Origin of the sequence: Treponema sp., assembly GCF_045657965.1 — a bacterium.
GTDB lineage: Bacteria > Spirochaetota > Spirochaetia > Treponematales > Treponemataceae > Treponema_D.
In genome coordinates this window covers 1-20,654 of record NZ_JAZOUG010000179.1, presented here as the reverse complement: position 1 = coordinate 20,654, position 20,654 = coordinate 1, and the positions used below count along the sequence as shown (strand labels likewise).

At 40.2% G+C, this 20,654-nt stretch carries 19 protein-coding genes and 1 rRNA gene; 18 read left to right on the top strand and 2 right to left on the bottom strand.

What is annotated here, in order from left to right; all coding sequences use genetic code 11:
- The first annotated feature begins 10 nt into the window (after nucleotides 1-10).
- The 3 genes from rrf to ACKI5B_RS06720 all read left to right on the top strand — a co-directional run bounded on the left by rrf (nucleotide 11) and on the right by ACKI5B_RS06720 (nucleotide 1,472).
- A 5S ribosomal RNA gene (gene rrf / locus ACKI5B_RS06730) occupies nucleotides 11-120 on the top strand.
- 93 nt (nucleotides 121-213) lie between these two features.
- Nucleotides 214-513 carry a hypothetical protein gene (locus ACKI5B_RS06725; RefSeq protein ID WP_407427090.1) on the top strand — a complete coding sequence of 100 codons (300 nt, stop codon included), beginning with the start codon at nucleotides 214-216 and terminating at the stop codon, nucleotides 511-513.
- A gap of 20 nt (nucleotides 514-533) precedes the next feature.
- Nucleotides 534-1,472 (top strand): DMT family transporter, encoded by a 939-nt coding sequence (locus ACKI5B_RS06720; protein WP_407427088.1) that lies wholly within the window; start codon nucleotides 534-536, stop codon nucleotides 1,470-1,472.
- A 54-nt stretch (nucleotides 1,473-1,526) separates the two neighbouring features.
- Here the strand turns inward: ACKI5B_RS06720 and ilvC are convergent, their stop codons facing one another.
- Nucleotides 1,527-3,005: a ketol-acid reductoisomerase gene (ilvC, locus tag ACKI5B_RS06715; protein WP_407427086.1), complete on the bottom strand. Its 1,479-nt coding sequence runs from the start codon at nucleotides 3,003-3,005 to the stop codon at nucleotides 1,527-1,529.
- A 110-nt stretch (nucleotides 3,006-3,115) separates the two neighbouring features.
- Nucleotides 3,116-4,378 carry a hypothetical protein gene (locus ACKI5B_RS06710; protein ID WP_407427084.1) on the bottom strand — a complete coding sequence of 421 codons (1,263 nt, stop codon included), beginning with the start codon at nucleotides 4,376-4,378 and terminating at the stop codon, nucleotides 3,116-3,118.
- A gap of 98 nt (nucleotides 4,379-4,476) precedes the next feature.
- Here ACKI5B_RS06710 and ACKI5B_RS06705 point away from each other — a divergent pair, with 98 nt between their 5' ends.
- The 15 genes from ACKI5B_RS06705 to fabF form a co-directional block, all read left to right on the top strand.
- A complete protein-coding gene (locus ACKI5B_RS06705; RefSeq protein WP_407427082.1) occupies nucleotides 4,477-4,695 on the top strand; it encodes a hypothetical protein in 219 nt (72 codons plus the stop codon).
- Nucleotides 4,696-4,854: 159 nt separating this feature from the next.
- Nucleotides 4,855-5,283 (top strand): 50S ribosomal protein L13, encoded by a 429-nt coding sequence (gene rplM, locus ACKI5B_RS06700; protein WP_407427080.1) that lies wholly within the window; start codon nucleotides 4,855-4,857, stop codon nucleotides 5,281-5,283.
- A 12-nt stretch (nucleotides 5,284-5,295) separates the two neighbouring features.
- Nucleotides 5,296-5,691, top strand: coding sequence for a 30S ribosomal protein S9 (rpsI, locus tag ACKI5B_RS06695; RefSeq protein WP_407427078.1), 396 nt, complete (start codon nucleotides 5,296-5,298; stop codon nucleotides 5,689-5,691).
- Between the two features lie 54 nt (nucleotides 5,692-5,745).
- Nucleotides 5,746-6,210, top strand: a complete 465-nt coding sequence (locus ACKI5B_RS06690) for a regulatory protein RecX (RefSeq protein ID WP_407427076.1) — start codon at nucleotides 5,746-5,748, stop codon at nucleotides 6,208-6,210.
- Nucleotides 6,197-6,799, top strand: a complete 603-nt coding sequence (locus ACKI5B_RS06685; protein ID WP_407427074.1) for a response regulator — start codon at nucleotides 6,197-6,199, stop codon at nucleotides 6,797-6,799. Before ACKI5B_RS06690 ends, ACKI5B_RS06685 begins: the two co-directional genes overlap by 14 nt.
- Nucleotides 6,796-7,821, top strand: coding sequence for an SPOR domain-containing protein (locus ACKI5B_RS06680; RefSeq protein WP_407427072.1), 1,026 nt, complete (start codon nucleotides 6,796-6,798; stop codon nucleotides 7,819-7,821). Before ACKI5B_RS06685 ends, ACKI5B_RS06680 begins: the two co-directional genes overlap by 4 nt.
- 212 nt (nucleotides 7,822-8,033) lie before the next feature.
- Nucleotides 8,034-9,602 carry a WD40 repeat domain-containing protein gene (locus ACKI5B_RS06675; protein ID WP_407427070.1) on the top strand — a complete coding sequence of 523 codons (1,569 nt, stop codon included), beginning with the start codon at nucleotides 8,034-8,036 and terminating at the stop codon, nucleotides 9,600-9,602.
- 2 nt (nucleotides 9,603-9,604) lie between these two features.
- A complete protein-coding gene (locus tag ACKI5B_RS06670; protein ID WP_407427068.1) occupies nucleotides 9,605-10,105 on the top strand; it encodes a hypothetical protein in 501 nt (166 codons plus the stop codon).
- A gap of 86 nt (nucleotides 10,106-10,191) precedes the next feature.
- Entirely contained in the window at nucleotides 10,192-12,834 is a 2,643-nt protein-coding gene (locus ACKI5B_RS06665; protein WP_407427066.1) for a hypothetical protein, read from the top strand.
- A gap of 87 nt (nucleotides 12,835-12,921) precedes the next feature.
- Nucleotides 12,922-14,916: a hypothetical protein gene (locus ACKI5B_RS06660; protein WP_407427064.1), complete on the top strand. Its 1,995-nt coding sequence runs from the start codon at nucleotides 12,922-12,924 to the stop codon at nucleotides 14,914-14,916.
- A 210-nt stretch (nucleotides 14,917-15,126) separates the two neighbouring features.
- Complete coding sequence (locus ACKI5B_RS06655; RefSeq protein WP_407427062.1) at nucleotides 15,127-15,822, top strand: M15 family metallopeptidase; 696 nt, start codon at nucleotides 15,127-15,129, stop codon at nucleotides 15,820-15,822.
- Nucleotides 15,823-15,891: 69 nt separating this feature from the next.
- On the top strand, nucleotides 15,892-16,848 hold the full coding sequence (locus ACKI5B_RS06650; protein WP_407427060.1) for an ACP S-malonyltransferase: 957 nt from the start codon (nucleotides 15,892-15,894) through the stop codon (nucleotides 16,846-16,848).
- A gap of 9 nt (nucleotides 16,849-16,857) precedes the next feature.
- Complete coding sequence (gene fabG / locus ACKI5B_RS06645; RefSeq protein ID WP_407427058.1) at nucleotides 16,858-17,607, top strand: 3-oxoacyl-[acyl-carrier-protein] reductase; 750 nt, start codon at nucleotides 16,858-16,860, stop codon at nucleotides 17,605-17,607.
- Between the two features lie 80 nt (nucleotides 17,608-17,687).
- Entirely contained in the window at nucleotides 17,688-19,358 is a 1,671-nt protein-coding gene (locus ACKI5B_RS06640) for a two-component system response regulator (RefSeq protein WP_407427056.1), read from the top strand.
- Nucleotides 19,359-19,434: 76 nt separating this feature from the next.
- Nucleotides 19,435-20,654 (top strand): beta-ketoacyl-ACP synthase II (fabF, locus tag ACKI5B_RS06635; RefSeq protein WP_407427054.1); only part of this gene is annotated, 1,220 nt, incomplete at its 3' end.

The following is a 20,654-nucleotide window of genomic DNA, read 5'->3' as shown; positions in this document are numbered from 1 at the left end:
TATTTTATATGCCGGTGGCCATAGTGGGGTGGTAATACCCGTTCCCGTTCCGAACACGGAAGTCAAGCACCCTTACGCCGATGATACTCCTTTCAGGGGGAAAGTAGGTAGCTGCCGGCTTTTTTTTTTAAATAATTTTTTTGATTAAAAAATAATTTATAAAAATAATAAATATTAATTGTAATTTCATTTTTTTTAGTTAAATTTAATAGTATGGTTAATCAGAAATCAGATTCCAAAGTGAATATCTATAATGAAGATTATGTTGGACTTAATCATGCTTATGTGCAAATTTACAAGTCTTATAACAGACTTTTAGAATGTTCGGATGCAGATGAAGAAGTTCTTGAGGTTTTACGCGAAATACTTCTTGTCTTTAACCCGACTTTAGACAAGATAAAATCTGAAATGACTGTAAAAACCAGATATAAAGAAGAAACCGATAATACAAAAAATATTAATAACAGAAGTGATAAATCAATAATCTTACACGGAAATTTTACCGGCGAATAAAATCTGCCGATAATTTCCTTATGGAAAATAAAAAATCAAAATCAATTTTATCTAATATCTGGGTTGTTTCTTTAGGAGCGGCCCTTTGTTGTTTTTTGTGGGGTAGTGCAACTCCTGCGATCAAAACAGGGTACCGTCTTTTTTCAATAGCCGCAGATGACACAGCTACAGTAGTTCTTTTTGCAGGAATTAGATTTTTCTTTGCAGGAATTGCCACAGTTTTTTTAGGCTCTCTCTTGCAGAAAAAAGTTCTGCTGCCACATTCGGTAAATGCATTCAGAAAAGTTGCTGCATTGGGAATGGTTCAGACAATTCTTCAGTATTTTTTCTTTTATGGCGGCTTAACCCGCTGTGCAGGCGTAAAATCAAGCGTAATTCTTGCGACAAATGTTTTTGCTTCGCTGTTAATTGCTGCTCTTATTTTTAAGCAGGAAAGACTTACATGGTACAAAATATTAGGCTGTGTAGTCGGTTTTGCAGGTGTTGTTATTGTGACTGTCGCCGGTAAGGAAGTTGATTATAAAATCACTTTTGGCGGTGAAGGATTTATCTTTTTGAGCAGCGTGTGCTATGGATTTTCGGGCTGCATGGTAAAGCTTTTCAGTAAAGAAGAAAACACCGTAATGCTTTCTGGCTGTCAGTTTATATTCGGCGGTGCGATTATGGCTCTTACAGGTTTTTGTTTCGGCGGAAGATTCTCAGGTTTTACTGCGGCTTCAGTTCTTCTTTTAGTTTATCTTGTTTTTATAAGTGCAGTTGCTTACACTCTCTGGGGGCTGTTACTTTCGCACAACGATGTGAGCCGCGTAGTTATTTTCGGCTTTTTGAATCCGGTTTTCGGTGTAATTTTAAGTTCAATTTTCTTAAATGAGCAGAGCCAGACAGGGCTGGTTACGATAATTTCTCTTGTTCTTGTTTGTATCGGAATTTTTGTTGTAAATTATAGAAAAAGACATTAATAAAAGAAACTCCCCGCTTGTGACGGGGAGCATTTAATTAGAAATTGTTTACTTTTACAAAACAGGCTTCATTGCCGTCATGTATGCGCGGAGGCGGCGTCCTACAACCTCGATTGGGTGGTTGCGGATTTCTGCGTTTACATTGACGAGTTCTGAGTTGTTTACAGCTGTGTCTTTTGAAGAAAGGCCTTTACCAATAACTTCTGTTGTTACTTTCGGCATGAGGTCTTTTGCCATCATTGGAGCTGCAACATTTGCAAAGAGGTAGCATCCGTATTCTGCCGTGTCAGAAATAACGCGGTTCATCTCATAGAGGCGTTTGCGGTCGATGAGGTTTGCGATGAGCGGAACTTCGTGAAGTGACTCGTAGTAAGCAGACTCTTCTTTAATTCCTGCGTCAACCATTGTTTCGAATGCAAGTTCACAGCCGGCTTTAACCATTGCAACCATGATGATTCCTTTGTCAAAGTATTCCTGTTCTGTGATTTCTTCTTTTGACTCTTCTGTTTTTTCGAAAGCGAGTTTTCCAGTGTTTTCACGCCATGTAAGAAGGTCTTTGTCGCCTGCTTTCCAGTCTTCCATCATTGTAGAAGAGAATTTTCCAGAAATGATGTCGTCCATGTGTTTCTGATAGAGCGGAGCAAGGAGCTTTTTGATTTCTTTAGAAAGAGCGTTTGCCTTGATTTTTGCAGGGTTAGAAAGACGGTCCATCATGTTTGTAATACCGCCCCATTTGAGAGCTTCAGAAATTACGTTCCAGCCGTGCATAAGGAGTTTTGTTGCGTATTCTGGAGCAATTCCTTCTGAAACCATTTTGTCGTAACAAACGATTGTACCAGCCTGGAGCATACCGCAGAGGATTGTCTGCTCGCCCATGAGATCTGATTTAACTTCTGCAACGAATGAAGATTCAAGAACACCTGCTTTTGAACCGCCCATGCCGACTGCCAAAGCTTTTGCATAAGCCCAGCCCTTTCCTTCCGGGTCGTTTACTGGGTGAACAGCGATGAGGTCAGGAACACCGAATCCGCGCTGGAATTCGTGCCATACTTCTGTACCAGGTCCTTTTGGAGCACACATTACAACTGTGATATCCGGGCGAATCTGCATTCCTTCTTCAATCATGTTAAAGCCGTGGCTGTACCAGAGTGCAGAGCCTTTCTTCATGCGTTTCATAACTTCTGAAATTACGTTTGAGTGCTGCTTATCCGGAGTAAGGTTTCCGATGAGGTCAGCTGTTGGAACGAGTTCGTCGTATGTTCCTACTTTGAAGCCGTTTTCTGTTGCGTTCTTCCAAGACTGGCGTTTCTGAGCGATTGCTTCTTCACGGAGAGCGTAAGAAACATCGAGACCTGAGTCGCGGAGACACAAGCCCTGGTTTAAGCCCTGTGCACCACAACCAACGATTACGATTTTTTTGCCTTTGAGAGCGTTTACTCCGTCAGCGAATTCTTCTTTTGCCATTGAACGGCAGTGACCGAGCTGCAAACGAGCCTCGCGCCATGGAATTGAATTAAAATAGTTGTTGCCCATTTTTGTCCTCTAAAAATTAATTTGAAATTATTATAATGGGTAGACTTGATTGCGTAAAGTGAAATATAATAAATTGAATGTTGAAAAAAATGCAATTATAATAGCGATGTCTAATTTATTGTAATAATTAAATCATCATCATCTTTTTTCAGTGAGTATCTGAATGTTCCGCCTTTTTTAGGTACAAGTGCATAGAAACGGTAATCATCAAGATCTTTTATTCCACTGTTCTTTTTGATTTTGTATGTTCTGTCTTTTCTTTCAACTTCTGTATTTCCGTATTCTATCCATTGCTGTTTGTTTTCGATAAAAGTGTATAAAGAGTATGAAGTTATTGCAGTTACATTCTGACAGATAATTTTAACTTCTTCGTCCGGTTCATCCCTGAAAGCTTTCAAATCAAAGACCCATGCATTTGAAGCGCCAGTCCAATCAGGTTTAAAGTCTGTCGCCTCTTTACTTCCTGCTTCTAAAACTTCAATAATAAGGTCATTATTCTGTTTTGTTATTTTGTAACTGTAAGGAATTGAAGAATTAAGTGCGAAGGTCCGGAAAGAAGAAATCTTATATGGGGATGGTGCCTTGAATTTATTTTCACTGCCATAGCGGTTTAAACCGGCATTTCCTATTTCTACCCAGCCATTTCCAGCTTCTGCAGAAACAGAAACATTACATTCTCCACTGCGGGTTTTATTTATCAGAACAATAAAGTCTCTGAAACTGCCGGGAATGCTGGACGGATCAAATTCATAGCGGGTAGAACCTGTGTTTGAAAATGATGTATTTTTTACAGGGGAAGCCTGCTTTGGTGCAGGAGAAGCTGACTTTTGTGGCTGAGCGGCTTGTGGAGGAAGACTTGTGCTGTTTCCCTGTGATTTTGCAATCTGGAAGCGTACTTCCGGATCATTTGGACCAAGACGCCCTCGCCATGACAAAAGAACTTTCTGGCTTTCCATGTGAGTAACTCGAAGTGAAAGCTGCCATCCGCTTGAAATACTTTCCATACTGCCGAGAATAAGTGTGTCGGCACCGAGTGCACTGCAGATTGATGCGGCGGTTTCATCACTTACATAGCCGGATGTCTGAAAGTCGAATTCTTTTTGTATGAGCTTTCTTGCATAGTCATCGCGTTCTACAAGGGAAGTTTTTTTTAGCATTGAAGAAAGATAGTAATTCATAGATTCAACAATGTAGTCATTAAGGCTTGAATATTGACAGCGTATTGAAAGTATAGTTACCGTTTTTACATTACCGTCGATTTGAGCTGTAATTTTTTGTGCAGACTGTTCTATTAATTCATCGAGTGTTACTGCATGTGTATAAAATATGGGAAAAGCAAAAATTAAAAATAAAACAATTAATTTATTTTTCATAGCTATTATTATAATTTAAATTTTAAGAAAAATACATCTGTCTATCTGTCGGATAAGTGATACTTCACTATTTAGTAGTTTTTTTCTATAATTTACCTATGTTTACAATTATTTTTGGTATTGTTTGTATAGCATTTACAGTTTTTGCATGTTTGCCTTCAGGTCTTGCCTGGAAAAATGAGATTATCTTTTTTCTGAAAGGTGCAGCTCCTGTTCTTTCTGCACTGGTTGGTTTAGTTGCGATATTGATTGGAATTGCTGACATAAGAGACCGTCAGGAAGCAAAACGTGAAGAAATGGAAAATTCAGAAAAGTGATTAATTTTTCTGTGTTAACATATTGATTAAAAACTTTATAAATTCTATACTTTTAATCCCCGTATATTCATTGCAGGCGACTGCTCATCGTTTGCATTGTGTCAGGTTGAAGATGCAAATCAACAGGGCACTAAAGAATCTATATTAAAGGTTATAAAAATGAAAACCATTTTCGTTAAAGACTATGAACAGAAACGCGACTGGTATCTTATCGATGCGGAAGGAAAGCCGCTCGGTCGTGTTGCAGCTAAAGTTGCTTCTATCCTTCGTGGAAAGAACAAACCAACTTACACTCCAAACCAGGAAATGGGTGACTATGTTGTTATAATCAACGCAGAAAAAGTTGCCGTTTCTGGAAATAAACGAACAGATATGCTTTACCGCCACTATACAGGTTTCGTTGGTGGTCTTAAGAGCTTCACTTTCGAGAAATTGCTTGATCGTCATCCAACTCAGCCGTTGGAGCGCACAATTGCTGGTATGCTTCCAAACGGTAAACTTGGCCGCCGTCTTATGGGCAATGTAAAAATCTATGCTGGTTCAGAGCATCCACATACAGCTCAGAATCCAAAAGTAATTGAACTTTAATAGGAGTCTATCATGGCAGTAAAAAATATTGCAATCGGAACAGGAAGAAGAAAGACAGCTGTTGCCCGCGTATTTGTTCGTGAAGGCTCAGGTAAAATTGTTGTAAACGGCATGGATGTTGCTGAATACTTCCCAACAGAAGCTCAGGTTCGCACAGTTCATCAGCCGCTTCTCGTTACAAGCTACGAGAATAAATACGACATCTTGATTAACGTTCAGGGTGGCGGTCTTAACGGACAGGCTGCAGCTTGTCTGCACGGTATTTCACGTGCACTTTTGCAGGTTGATCCGGATGCTCGTGCATCTCTCAAAGCAAACGGTTACCTCACACGAGACAGCCGTATGGTAGAACGCAAGAAGTACGGTCAGCGTGGTGCTCGCCGACGCTTCCAGTTCTCAAAACGCTAAGTTTTATCTTTGTGTATATTACGCCTGCTCAAAAAGCGGGCGTTATTTTTTGAAATGGACGAAAATGTTAGACTTGCCGTTGAGGCTGCAGCCCGTTCTCTGGCAAGAGCAGAGCAGTGCAGGGCAGGATTAGAAAAAAAACTTCTTCAAAAAGAGTTTGATTCAAATACAATTGCACAGGCATTAGATTTTCTTGAAGAAAAGGGTTATCTCAGTGATGAACGATATTCATCATCATGGATAAGAACTCACTGTTCCTTTCGTCAATATGGAAAGGCTCGTCTGCTTAAAGAGTTAATTTCACGCGGAGTAAAAAAATCTATTGCGGAAAATGCAATTGAGGAGTATTTTATTAGTAACAGTGAAGAAGATTTTTGCAGGAAGGCTTTATTAAAACTGCTTGCTCAAAAAAAAGATAAACAAAAAATTTTTCGTTCACTGGTTTCTGCCGGATTTTCATATTCAATAATTCAGCGGGTATTTAAAAATAATGAGGTGTCAGAGTTTGGCCCAGAATGAAAAAAAATCAGTAATGTATTCAGCTCTTGAAGTTGCTGAAATTTGCGGTGTTGTAAATCAAACTGCAATTAACTGGATTAAAAAAAATAGTCTCAAAGCATTTAAAACCCCCGGCGGCCAATTCAGGGTTTCACCGGATGATTTAGCTCATTTTATGAAAGAGCGAAATATGGAAATTCCTGTCAGTGTTCTTTCAGAATGTGAAGATTCAAGATTTTTGCCAAGAAGTCTTTTAATTGTAGATGATGACCGTGGATTAAATTCTGTTGTCGCAAAATATCTTTCTAAAAATTTTTCTGATATTGAAGTATATCAGGCATTTGACGGTTTTGAAGCAGGCTCTTTAATGACAGAAAAGCATCCCGGCTGTATTATTCTTGATCTTGATTTACCGGGTATTGACGGTTTTGATTTATGCCGGCGTATCAATGAAACTGAGAAATTTGGTAAGCCTGTTATAATTGTAGTTACTGCGCTTGAAACTGAAAATCTGGAAGAAAAAGTTGCTTCCTATGGTGTAAATAATTTTATGAGAAAACCGCTTGATTTGGTTTCTCTGGTTAATATGATAAAATCTATTTTTGAATGAAAAAAAATTTTCTTTTTTTAGTAATTTTTATTTTTACGGGTTTTACCTGCTTTTCTCAGAATACCGCATTAACGGCAAAATCTTTAATTGATAATGCTGCAAAAAAAACTAGTTTATCTGAATCAATTTCTTATCTTAAAAAAAATATATCTTCGCTTTCTTCCAATTCTGAAAAACGTTCTGCCTATGCTTTTTTAGCTGCAATACTTGAACAGCAGGGGCAGTACTCTGAAGCTCAGAAAAATTATGTTCAGGCGGCTTCGCTTCAGGGAAGTGCTGTACAGACTGCTGCCGGTGGTGCTAATAAAAATTCTGAACAGCTTGTAGTTGATGCTGTCCGATGTGCTTTAAGTGCCGGTGATTATTCATCTGCTGAAACATATTTAAACTCTTCTGTCCGTAATTCAAAAGACGAAAAAATTCTGGCTTTTGTAAAACTGTATGAGCAGTGGGCTGATTTATGTAAGGCAAAAAATGCTTCAGATACAAAAGAAAGCATTGCTATGCTTAAAACCTATGCTGCTTTAGATTCAATGAAAACTGTCCGTTCATCAATTTTTTTAACATTATGGCATTTGACAGGGGAAAATCAGTATTCTGAGAGTCTTAAGAAAAATTATCCTAAAAGCATGGAAGCTGCTATCGTAAAAGGTGAAATACAGACTTTGCCGACTCCTTTCTGGTATTTTGTTCCTCGAAACGGAGTTGATTTGCCGGAAATAGCGGTCGTGCAGAATTCTGAACCTTCCTCAAAAACGGAGCCTAAAAGATCTGAAGAGGCAAAGACTTCTTCAAAAAACGATAAAATCGTAAAACAGCAGCTGGGGCTTTTCCGGGAAGAAGCTAATGCAAAGGCTTTAGTTCAACGGCTTTCAGAAAAAGGTTTTAAAGCAGAAATTGCGACCGAAGTGCGTCCTAGCGGCACGAAATATTACATCGTCGTTGTGAATGAAAATGCAAAAGGCACGGTTGGCGAAGAGCTTCGCACCGCCGGTTTTGAGTGTTATCCTGTCTTTGAATAAAACAAAACTACTTTAACCTGATTTTTTAAATTTTTCTTAAAGTTTTCTTGTGTCGCTGCCGATAACTAAACAGTAAAAAAAGATTCTTAGAAAATTCTCAATAAGTAAGTGAATTCAAAAATTCTGTAAGAAATTTATTGAAATTTTCTAAAATCGAATTAAATTATCTTTAACAAAATGTTTTAACTGGGTGGGAAAGGGTTAGGACATCTGTGCACATTAAAAAATTGCTTTTTGCAATTTTGACAATAATAAGTTTCTCGATTTTTGCGCAAGAAGCGGATGAGCAAACTGAAGAAGTTGCTGAGCCTGCTCAGGATTATCTTGCAAAATCGGCGACTTCTGTTGATGCAGTTGCATGGACAAATGACGGGACTTACTTTGCTACCAGTTGGAATAATTCTGTAATTCTGTGGAACGCGGCGACAAACCAAATCGCCGGAATTTTTTCTAATGCCATAGACGAAACTTCCAATCCTCTGGCAAATGTATTATCGCTTCACTTTACTAATGATGGAAAATATTTATTGAGTGTAAGAGATGACAACACCGTTATGATTCATAATGTGGACGGAAATTCTGATTCAACATTAATCAGAGGCACTGACAAGCAAATTCCTGATGCAACTTATATAAGCGGTAATTATAGAATCTTGCTTCCTCTGGATGGCAAAAACTTATACGAAGTGTTCAAAATGGTAGGAGCAAGTCAACATTTAATTGAGGAAAAAATTGAAATTTCCAATCCTGTTTTTTCTCTTGATGCAACTCCTACTGGAAGAAAAGTGCTTGTCGCTACAATGGCAGGGGAGCTTTTTCTCATAGATACGGAAACTTGGGAAATAGAGCAGATGAAAGACTGCTTTGTGCAGACTGGTATAAAGCCACGCTTTGCGAGTGATGGTATTCATTATCTTGTGGCTGATAATCAGAACAGTTTGTCAATTCTTTCAATTGCCGAAGAATCTGATTTTTACACACTGGAAGATTCTGTTGGATTCTGCTTTGCTTCGGAGTTTTCCAGTGATTCTGCAAAAGTTGCAGTTGGAATGAATTCAGGAGAAGTAAAAATATATGATATTGCATCTGGTTTGGAAGAAAATTCTTTTAAGCTTTTATACGGTGATACTGCAAAAAGTCTTTGCTTCAGCCCGGATGATGAATATGTAATAATTGGTACGAATAACGGCTACATATATAGATGGCGATTGGACGGAAAAGATTTTATTCCGGATTATTCAGGGTATCAGCGTGCAATCAACGACCAGCACAAAAATGAGCTTAACAATTCGTTGCTTCTTGGGTTGGGATATGGGCGGCTCAATTCAAGCTATTACATGGGCGATATAGAACTTTGCGCTGGATACCGTAATTATTTTCGCCCGCCTTTTTTTTGGGGTGTAAATGGTTTGATTGGAGTTGGACTGCCAGGAAGCGAATTTCCGTTTTCGTATCGTGAAGGTGGGGAAACTTTGAATCCCCCACGATTATATACACTTGCGCTTAATGCTCTAATCGGCCTTGTATATTACAACAAAAAATTCGATTTCAGCGTGTTCAGCGAGGCAGGAATAGGTTGTAATGGGCGAATGTTGTACAACAATAGTCTTTCGCACGCTCATACAAGCAAACTGTATGCCGGTGCTTTTGGGGAGATGTTGGTTGGTTTGCAATGGAAGTGGGTTCGATTGTGGGCTGGTGTTCAATACGACACTAACCTGCATTGGCTCACAAAGTTAGGAGTGGGGGTTGCGATACCTACGAGAACTTTTAATTTTTAACTATGAATAATCGTGCCACTTGGCTTATATTCAGTTTTATTTTTCTCGCTGCACTCTTTGTGCTTTCGTGCAACAATTCGGTTGAAGATATGTTGGATGATTACAATAAACAGTTTACATGGACTTATGTGACGGTTTCTGAAACGAAAGAGGTGAACGAGGAGGAGATGCTTTCACCGGGTGACGAAGGTTTTGACCCGGACGATATGCTTCGTGAAGTATATCCTGTTCAATATGATTCAACTTTGAACTTGGCAGGTCCGCCAAAAAATATTTATTCATACACTTGGACCGTGTATGACCCAAAAAACGATTATAAAGAAGTTGCGGTAAATACTATAAACGGGACTCTTAACGACTGCAAGTTTATCATATATATTCCAGATTCACTTTTGGAAGCTGATCATACATATCAACTGACATTACGAATCGTGACACAAGGAGGTGTATTTTACAAAGATAGCGCTAGTTTAGTGATTTATCCTCACTACACTTATGATTAAGGAATTATTTCCTGACTTTGGTTAAGGAAGTTTTTCCTTAATAACCTAAATTTGTTTATAAAATCCAAGAGAATATGGAGGAAACTATGAAAAAATCAAGGATTTTTTTAGCTATTGCAGGACTTGCCCTGATTTTTGCAGGCTGTTCTGACATTAGCACAGGTGATTCATCAGTAAGCAGCGGATATACATCTGCTGCTTCTGGAAATTCAAAAACACTTACATTGAATGCAACTTCGGATCGCAGTTTGCTTACATTCCCTGTTGCTTCTTCAACTGACGGACGAACTATTTTGCCAGCAGCCGTTGATGCAAGCGGTGACAATGTTAAGTTCTATCTCGTTTACAAAGATATGTTGGCTACAACACCTACTGATACTTGGAAAGGTGCCGTTGATTTTACTGCAAGCACAGGTTCAACAACTACAGGTACGATAGACATTTCTTTTGATGTCTCGTTCTATAAATTCACATTGTATTGTTGTCCGGCTTCTGCGTCTGTAACAAGTCAGGCAACTGCAACAACAAATGCAATGTTTGTTGGATATGCAAATGCTGATCTTCGTTATCAGGACGAAATCACTTTCTACTTGAGTGCAGATGGTTGTACAGGAACTGGCTCTGTCAATCTTTCACTTTATTCTGCAAACGATCCTAATGATTTAACAGATTTGTGGACGGTTCCGGTAGGTTATACTGTTACAGCAGGCATTTACTCAAAAGTTGATTACAATGTAGCTTATCCTACAAGTGGTGCTACAAGTGTATTGAGTACTACGAGTGCTGCAAATACAATGAATGGTGTTGCATTTACTTCGACAAATGTAGCTGCCGGTTCTTACAATTTTGTCGTAACATTCACGAAGGGAACAAATTCATATTACTACAGTGATGAGATTATAATTCTTCCAAATCAGGCTACTACTGGTAATGTTTGTATTCCTGAAATTCTCGATTCTAAACCAAAGGCTCCAAGTGCATTTATTGTCGCTTATGCTGATCCTGTAACTGCTGATGATGAATATTATTACGCTCAGTTCGCATGGTCTGATAACTCAAACAATGAACGGTATTTTGAAATTGACCTTTTGGATGTTTCTGATGATACTGACAACACTCAGTCTGCAAGCCCTAGCTATAAGCTTACTACGGCACCAACAGATTACACTGAATGGTCTTCTGCCTTGAGTGCATACGGAAAGACTACAAGTGATATTGAAACTTATTCATGGGCGGATTATCAGACATCTTCTCTTAATCCAAATCAGAATCAGTACTCTCTTGTTATGAACAATACGACTGCTGTATTCAAACTGCCTCTCGGAAAACGCTATCTTGCTCGAATTCGTGCCGTAAACGAGGTTAATAAAGATGATGCTGAAGCTGATCGTGAATATGCTTATGTCGTGATTACAGGACTTGACACCACAACTACATCTGGAAAAATCACCTACACTGATGACATGGGAACTGATAGTGATACAACCGATGATACAATTTCTGAAATAGCAACGACAAATGCTTATATCGCAAGTTCTTCACTGACTGTAAAAGCATTTGTTCCGAGTGATTCAACGAATTATGGTATTTATACAATCAACCGATTCAAGATTAAATACAATCTTAACGGCGGAACTTTCAAGGGAGCTGCTACTACTGCTGGAACGACAACGACTTATGCTACGCTCACCGGTAATTCTGCTATTCCAGCAACAGTTGTTTATGCTACACAGGAAGGACAAGCCAGCGGTACGTCTTATATCCCTGTTGGAACTTCAATTCTTAATCCTGATGGCAATGTTCCTGGAACTGATACTGGTGATGGTTCGGACTACATCGCGAAAGACGGAACTGCTGTAACTGGTGCAGAATTGAACCTCGTTGCTGACGGACAGAAGTTCTCTAAATGGCTCTTGTACAGCATTCAAGACTCTGGAAATCTTTCTACTGATGGCGGAAACCGCTATCCAAGAACATGGAATGAATGGGTTTCTGCTTCAACTTCGTGGTCTGTACTAACTTCGGATCCTGCTAGTGGAACTGTTACCCGTTATATACCAAGTGCATTCACTGGTCACACAAACCTTGAGTTGTTCGCTAACTATGCTTTGGACACAACGGCTAGCGTTACTGTCGCTGATTATACTGCATTTGAATGGCTTGGTTACGGAGATACATATAGTGACGGCACTGATATCTATACGACAAAGGTTAACACAACATCATCTACAACATATCCATACCTTGATGTCGCTGGTTTGAAGTATTACTCAGATGCAAGTACTTCTGTTGATGTAACTCTTAGTAATGTTTCTGATGTTTCTCTCACAGGTACAGACAGTTCTTCCGGCACTGTATATTTCGGTGAACTTGGAAGCGACGGAACAAATACAACATTGTGTTCTAAAGGAATCCTTGTTCAGGTTTCTTCGACAGCAACTCCAACAATTACATTTACATTGAATGCTTCTACAAGTGACTATGATAATGTTTACCTTAAGTTTAGAAGCACAAGTGACTCTTATGAAACTTACTCTTCGCGTGTGAATTGGACAACTCCTTCTGCAACATATACAGACGGAACTGGTTGGTCTGCAAGTCCTGCTTCATTTACGGTTGATGTCAAATCTTGGAAAACAGGAAAATATGAATTCACATTGATTGGAACGACAAGCAAGTATCCTAACAAGCTTTACTCATTCCCTGTGATAATTGATCTTGTTAACTAAGTCTGGCTTAGATTTTTAATTGGCTGGTGACAGCTACGGCACGGTTTTTCTGTGTTGTGGCTGTCACTTTTAATTCTTGAATTTTTTATGATGAAAAAAATCGCCATATTTCTTATTTCAATTTTTCTCATTTTAGGGCTTCTTGCTTGCTCTGACATAAACGGCGGTGAAATTTCTTACAAAGACATTACGAAAATTCCTGGAGCGAATATCTCTCTTTCGATTTACAGTGCGGATGAAATTTTTTCTTCTTCTGCAAAAACGCTCCTGCCTTCATCTCTGAATGGAACTTCATTAAACTATTATCTGTTCTATATAAACACTGCGACTTCAACATCAACTTCCGACTATTCTTACTACGGAAAAATTGATTTGACATACTCGTCATCAACTTTGGCAACGGCTGCGGTTGACTTTCCGGCTTCAATTTACAGATTTGCACTTTTTGCTACTGAAGCTGATTTCTCAGCTCCAAACTATTCTTCTGTAAAAAATTCGGCTTGTTTGGTCGGATATTCGACCGCTGACTTGTATTCTACAAAATCAGTGGTCTTTTATCTTAACTCGAATTCGCTTTCTTCGGGTGGCTCTGTTGATATTTCACTCTCTTCCTCTTGGGCTTTCCCCTCAAACTGGGATTTGAGCGATTCAAGCAATGCGGTCGTTTCGATTGGAATCTATGACCTTGCGACTGGAAATCCTGTTTCGATAGGTGGCTCGAACATAAATCCGCATTATCTTTCATATTCTGCTGCCGGTGAGATTTCAAATACGATTCATCTGTCAAACTACACTTTCGGAAATGCTGAAATTACCCCTGGAACATACAGTTTTGTTGTAAAATTCATAAATTATGTAACTGAAAAGACTTTTGAATACAGCGACACGATTATGATTCTAGCAAACCAAACGACGACAGCCGCCATTGATGTTCCGAATGTGATCAATACAGAGCCTCTTGCCCCAAGTGATTTTTCCGTAGCTTACACAGATCCAAGCGATAATGATGTAGAATATTATCTTGCTGATTTTTCTTGGTCTGATAATTCCAACAATGAAACGGAATTTGAGATTCAGATTGCGGATATTTCATGCGGATATTCCAACATAGCAGGAAACAGCGCGAGTCTTCTGATTCCTGACCTTTCAAGCGACTACAATTGGGAACTCTCTACCTCGAATTCGGCTTACTCTGCAAACAATATTACTACCTACGATTCGGATTCTTACAATGAATACATCAACTATTACTACACATATTTTGGCACTTCCGATTACGATCCTGAAAGTTTCTCTCTGATTCGTAACAACACTCAGGCGAAATTTTACTTTCAGCTTGGAAATCGTTATGTCGCGAGAATCCGTGCTGTGAACGATGTTGGTTCGAGTGCGTGGGCTTATGCTGTTTTTGGTGATGGTTCTTGTGCTTCAATAAACCGATATAGAATTTCTTATTCGGAAGAAAATATCGTGAATGTAAGTTATGCCAGTCAGAATGAGAGCGGCGTTTCTGTTTCTACACCAGAAAATGAGAATTGGCTTGGCTGGTATATTGGCACAGTTTCGTATGATGATGAAGGAAATCTTACGGATACAAACAAATATCCCATGACAGACGGGATTTCATGCGACGGCTACACAGGTCATGAAAATCTTTATCTTGTGGGTGCTTATACAACTGGAAGCACAACCTCTGGTTATGAATGGGAAGATTATGATGTAGTTTTATATGGCGTGACGGATTCCGCTTCTGCTGTCTATTTTGATGATTTGGCTTCTAGTGACAATAAATGTGAGAACGGAATTGTTGTTGCTGTGAGCAAGTCCGGAGCGGCGGGATTGAAATTTATACTTTCAGCCGATGCGATGAATCGCGGATATGACAAAGTGACTTTGAATATCGCCTGCACGCGTGATTTAAGTACGAATATTGTTTCAGTACTTTGGGATACGACTTTAAGCCAGTCAATTTGGCAAATTCCTGTGAGCGACTGGGCTGTAGGATGTTATTTTGCCACCTTTATTGCAGAAAAAGATGGCGTTAGTTACAGATTCCTTGTGGTGATAAATCTGACAGCTTAAAGTGTTGTCGTTTCTGTCAAAACTTCTTCCTTCAAAGCAAGCACTTCCTTCAGCACGGCCATCATCGAAGTCATAAGCTCTTTGTCGTTCCCATGTCATATACTGAACCCTCCATTGCGTATTATGTCGTGCGTCGGACACCACGGGAGTCGTGATCTATGAAGATTGATTCTTCTACAGTAAAATCTGAAAATTTGTTATACTTTTTGGGTGAGAACTAAATTTGCAGGCTTTTTTTTGATGATTTTTCTTTCGGGGCTGTGCTTCGGCGAGGGGGACTTTGTGCTGGGCGAGAAAATTGGCGAAACTCTGGACTTTGAGCTTGACTCTTCATTTTATGTGACAGAAATTTCTGACTCTCTTTTTGCGAAAATGTGGGGAAAGTCTTACAAGGAAAACTGCACGATTCCCCGTTCGGAACTCCGCTATCTTCATCTTCTTCACAAAACGCTTGACGGCTCAACTCTTGAAGGCGAGCTTGTCTGCAATGTCAAAATCGCGGATGTCCTTCTGGGGATTTTTAAGGATTTGTATGTTGCGAACTATCCAATCGAAAAAATCCGTCTTGTTGACGAATACGATGCTGACGATGAAAAATCTATGAGCGACAACAACTCATCCTGCTTCAATTTCCGCTTTATCTCGTACACCACCACGGTTTCAAAGCATGGTGCGGGCTTGGCGGTGGATATTAACCCCCTTTACAATCCCTATTACAAAACCGTCAATGGAAAGCCGAATATTGAGCCGTTTAATGGAGCAGCTTATCTTGACCGCACTAAAAATTTTCCGTATAAAATCGACCACAACGATTTGGCATATAAGCTTTTTACGGAAGCCGGCTTTGAGTGGGGCGGTGACTGGAAGGGCGTAAAAGACTGGCAGCATTTTGAGTATCTTGAATAATTTTTTATATTCTTATAATATAATCGAAAATGACACTTTTTAAGTTTTTGTCAAAATAAGGAGAAAATCATGGCTAGGAAGTATGCATTCTTGTTCCCGGGACAGGGCGCACAGGCTCAGGGAATGATTAAAGACGTCTGCGAGGCTTTTCCGGAAGCCCGCAAGGTCATTGACGATATTTCAAAAATTACTGGAAAAGATATTCCGAAACTGCTTTGGGAAACTGAAGCTGCAGAATTAAACAGAAGTGACAATTCACAGCTTGCAATCACTTCAGCAAGTCTTGCTGTTATGGCAGCATTAAAATCAAAAGGAATCGAGCCGAGTGCGGCAATGGGCTTCTCTTTGGGCGAATTCCCGGCTTTGTATGCAGCAGGAATCCTTTCTTTTGAAGATGTAATCAATGTAGTCTGCCAGCGTGGTTCAATCATGCAGAAAGTATGTGAGCAGATTGCAGAAGAAAGCGCAGGAAACGCACCAGGAATGAGCGCAATTTTGGGTCTTCCACCAGAGAAAGTCGAAGAAATTGCAAACGGAATCGAAGGAGCTTATGCTGCAAACCTCAACTCAGTTAAACAGACTGTAATTTCTGGAACTGCAGAAGGCCTTACAAAAGCAGAAGAAGCTGCAAAAGAAGCAGGTGCACGCAGAACTGTCCGACTTGCCGTTGCAGGTCCTTTCCACAGCCCTCTCATGCAGCGTGCTGCTGACAATTTCAAAGTTGCTCTTGAACCATACACTTTCTGTGACCCGAAAATCACTCTTTTCAGCAATGTTACAGGCAAAAAAGTAACAGAAGGCGCTCCTGCAAAGGAAAGTGCAGTTGACCACCTTACACACCCGGTTCGCTGGACTGACGAAGAAAAAGTCCTCGCAGACATGATTAACGAAGACAAAGACAACGAATGGGTAATCCTTGAAGTAGGACCAGGAAAAGTTTTGAGCGGTCTTTGGGGGCAGACAGAACTCGGCGCAACTCTCGCATGTACACCAGTTAACACTGCCGAAGGAATTAATTCACTGTAGGAGAAATTTATGTTGTTGAAAGATAAAAAAGCACTTGTTACGGGTTCTAGCCGCGGAATCGGTCGTGGAATCGTTGAAGCATTTTTGAAAAACGGCTGCGAAGTATGGGGCTTGTGTTCAAAAGAAAGCGCCGGCAAGGCAGAACTTGAAGCTCTTGCAAAAGAAAACGGAGTTGCTTTCCACGAAATTTATGCTGATGTCGGAAATGCTGAGCAGGTTACAGAAGTTGTAAAGGCAGCTCTTGCTGAAGCAGGCTGTTTTGACGTTCTTGTAAACAATGCCGGAATCACACGCGACGGTCTTTCTTTCCGCATGAAAAAAGAAGACTGGGACGACGTTATCCGCATTAACCTTACGAGCGTATTCTTAATCAGCCAGATTGTTTCAGGCAACATGATTCGTGCAAAAGACAAAAGCTGCTCAATCATCAACATGGCTTCTATCGTCGGTCTTCACGGACAGGGCGGTCAGGTTAATTATGCTGCAAGTAAAGGCGGAATCATTGCTTACACAAAAGCACTTGCAAAAGAAGTCGGAAGCCGCGGAGTGCGCGTAAATGCAATCGCACCGGGATTCATCGAAACTGACATGACTGCCGTTCTCAAAGACGACATGAAAGCTCAGTGGGTTGAAAGCTTGCCTCTAAAGCGTGCCGGAAAACCTGAGGATATTGCAAATGCAGCATTGTTCCTCGCAAGTGACATGAGTACATATATCACAGGTCAGGTCATCGGTGTAGACGGTGGCATGGGGTGCTAAAACTCTGAAAATGAAGCGGCGTTTCTGCCGCTTTTTTTGTAAAATTTGCGGAATTTAGGGAACAGAGTTAAAATAGTCTTATGGCTAGCAGGACAGATTTTAAACGTACGGTTCTCGTAGTTGATGACGAAAAAGTGAATCAGAAGATGTTTTCTGACATTCTTTCGCACTCTTATAATGTCATAACCGTTGAAAGCGGCTCAGAAGCACTTGAGGTACTTCGGGAACGGAAAGTAAAGATTTCTCTGATTCTTCTTGATTTACTTGTGCCCGAAACTGACGGTTTTAAAGTCATGAAGGCGGTTTCTTCTGAGCCTGATTTTGAGCGAATTCCGGTTATAGTGCTCACGAGTGATAAATCTGCTGAACTAAAAAGCCTTCAGATGGGAGCATCTGATTTTCTGGCCAAGCCATATGATTCTCCTGAAGTTATTCTTGCCCGTGTCCGGCACTTGATTGCACTTGCCGAAGACATTAAGCTTATCAAATCTACGGAACGCGATTTTCTTACAAAGCTGTACACCAAAGATTTTTTCTATGAATATGCAAATCAGATAAAAGAAAGCAATCCTCATAAAATTATGGATTCCGTTGTTCTTAATCTTACAAATTTTCATCTTATCAATGAGATTTATGGCCGTGATTATGGAAATATCCTGCTTCAGACAATCGCCGATGAAATCTCTAAGCTTGCTGAAGAATCGCATGGAATCGGCTGCCGCGATAATGCCGATGTTTTTTATATTTATCTTGAATGGCACTCTTCTTATGATGAACTGCTTGCGCGCATTCAGCTGCATCTTTCAGAGCTTTTAAAAGAAACCGAAATTAATGTGAGAATGGGCGTGTGCCGCGGGGATTTTCCTTCCATATCAGCACAGCAGAGTTTTGACCGTGCGCTTTGTGCCTGTAATACACTCAGGGGCAATTTTGAATCATCTTTTGCTGTTTATGATGAAAAAATGCATAATGATGAAATCAAAAAAGCCAGACTTTTAAGTGATTTTGCAGATGCAGTTGATAAACGGCAGTTTCAGGTTTACTATCAGCCGAAATATAATATTCAGGGGGAAAAGCCGGCCCTTTCAAGTTTTGAAGCACTTGTCCGCTGGGAACATCCGGAATTTGGAAAAATGAAGCCTGATTTTTTCATCACTCAGTTTGAAAAAAACGGTCTGATTCAAAAGCTTGATAAATATGTCTGGAAAGAAGTTGCAGTGCAGATGCGGAAATGGAAGGAACTTTTAGGCAAAACTGTGCCTGTTTCTGTGAATGTTTCCCGTGTTGATTTACATGACCCTAAAATTGTCGATTATCTTCTGCAGATTACACAGGAAAACGGTATTGAACCCGGTGAATTTCTGCTTGAAATTACAGAATCGGCCTGTCTTGATGATATGGGCATTCTTCTTAATACTGTGAATAAAATGCGGGAAGCGGGATTTAAGGTCGAAATGGACGACTTCGGTTCCGGTTATTCGAGTCTTAATATGCTTGCAGCTCTTCCTGTGGATGCGATAAAAATTGACATCGGCTTTATCAGAAAAATAATTTACGACGAAAAAACTCTGTATCTTGTACAGGTAATTCTTGCAATTGCAGAGAAATTTAATATTCCGTGTATTGCTGAAGGGGTTGAATCAAAAGAACAGTTTGATCTTCTTAAGGAAGCAGGCTGTGATATTGTGCAGGGCTATTATTTCTCAAAACCTGTTCCAGCCTGTGATGCAGCGGAACTGCTGAAATTTTGATTTAAATAAATCTCTTCTCAGTACTTGCTCAAAATGACAAAATCTGTTATTTTGTCATAATAAATAGGAGTTATTTATGAGAAGAGTAGTTGTTACTGGTTTGGGATGTATTTCACCACTTGGAAATTCTGTTGATGAGACTTGGGCTGGAATCAAAGCCGGAAAAAGCGGAATCAACACAATCACACATTATGACAATGCAAACTTCAAGGTAAAATATGCCGCTGAAGTAAAAAATTTTACCGCAAGCGATTATATGGATTCATCTGCTGCCCGCAAAATGGCTTTGTACACACAGTACGCTGTTGCAGCTGCAAAAATGGCTCTTGATGATTCAAAACTGATGGGAAATGCTGAAGTTCTTGAAGATACAGCAGTTTACCTCGGTGTCGGTATCGGTGGTCTTGAAGTTACAGAAAACACAATGAAGGCTTATTTCGATTCTAACCAGACACGAATGTCACCAATGACAATTCCTATGCTCATTCCAAACGAAGGAGCCGGAAACATTTCTATGGCATTCGGTCTTCACGGTGCAACTCACACAATCGCAACTGCATGTGCTTCTGGTACAGACGCAATCGGTAACGCTTTTGATCAGGTCCGCTCTGGCCGTTACGATGTAATTCTGGCTGGTGGTGCAGAAAGCACTCAGTGTGGTTACGCAAACCTCGGATTCAGCATGCTCCACGCCCTTTCTTCTGGATACGCTGATGATCCTGCAAAAGCAAGCCGCCCGTTCGACAAAAAACGCGACGGATTCATTATGGGCGAAGGTTCAACAATCCTCGTTCTCGAAGAATATGAGCACGCAAAAGCACGCGGTGCAAAAATCTACGCAGAAGTTGCAGGATACGGTGCTTCATCAGACGGCTACCACCTCACAGCTCCAAATCCGGACGGAGTTTGCGGTTCAAAATGTATGACAATCGCAATGAAAGATGCAGGGGTTAAACCGGAAGAAGTCACATACTACAACGCTCACGGAACTTCAACAAAATTGAACGACTCTGGCGAAACAAAAATGCTTCACCTCGCATTCGGAGAAGCTGCAAAAGGCCTTCACATTTCTTCAACAAAATCAATGACAGGTCACTGTCTCGGAAACGCAGGTTCACTCGAAGCAATGATTTGTGTTAAAGCAATCGAAGATTCATACATTCCTGCAACAATCAACCTTGACGAGCCTGATGTAGAAGGCGGCTGTGACCTCGACTACACACCAAACAAAGGTCTTGAAATGCCGGTAAATGTTGCAATGAGCGCAAACTTCGGCTTCGGCGGTCACAACGGCTG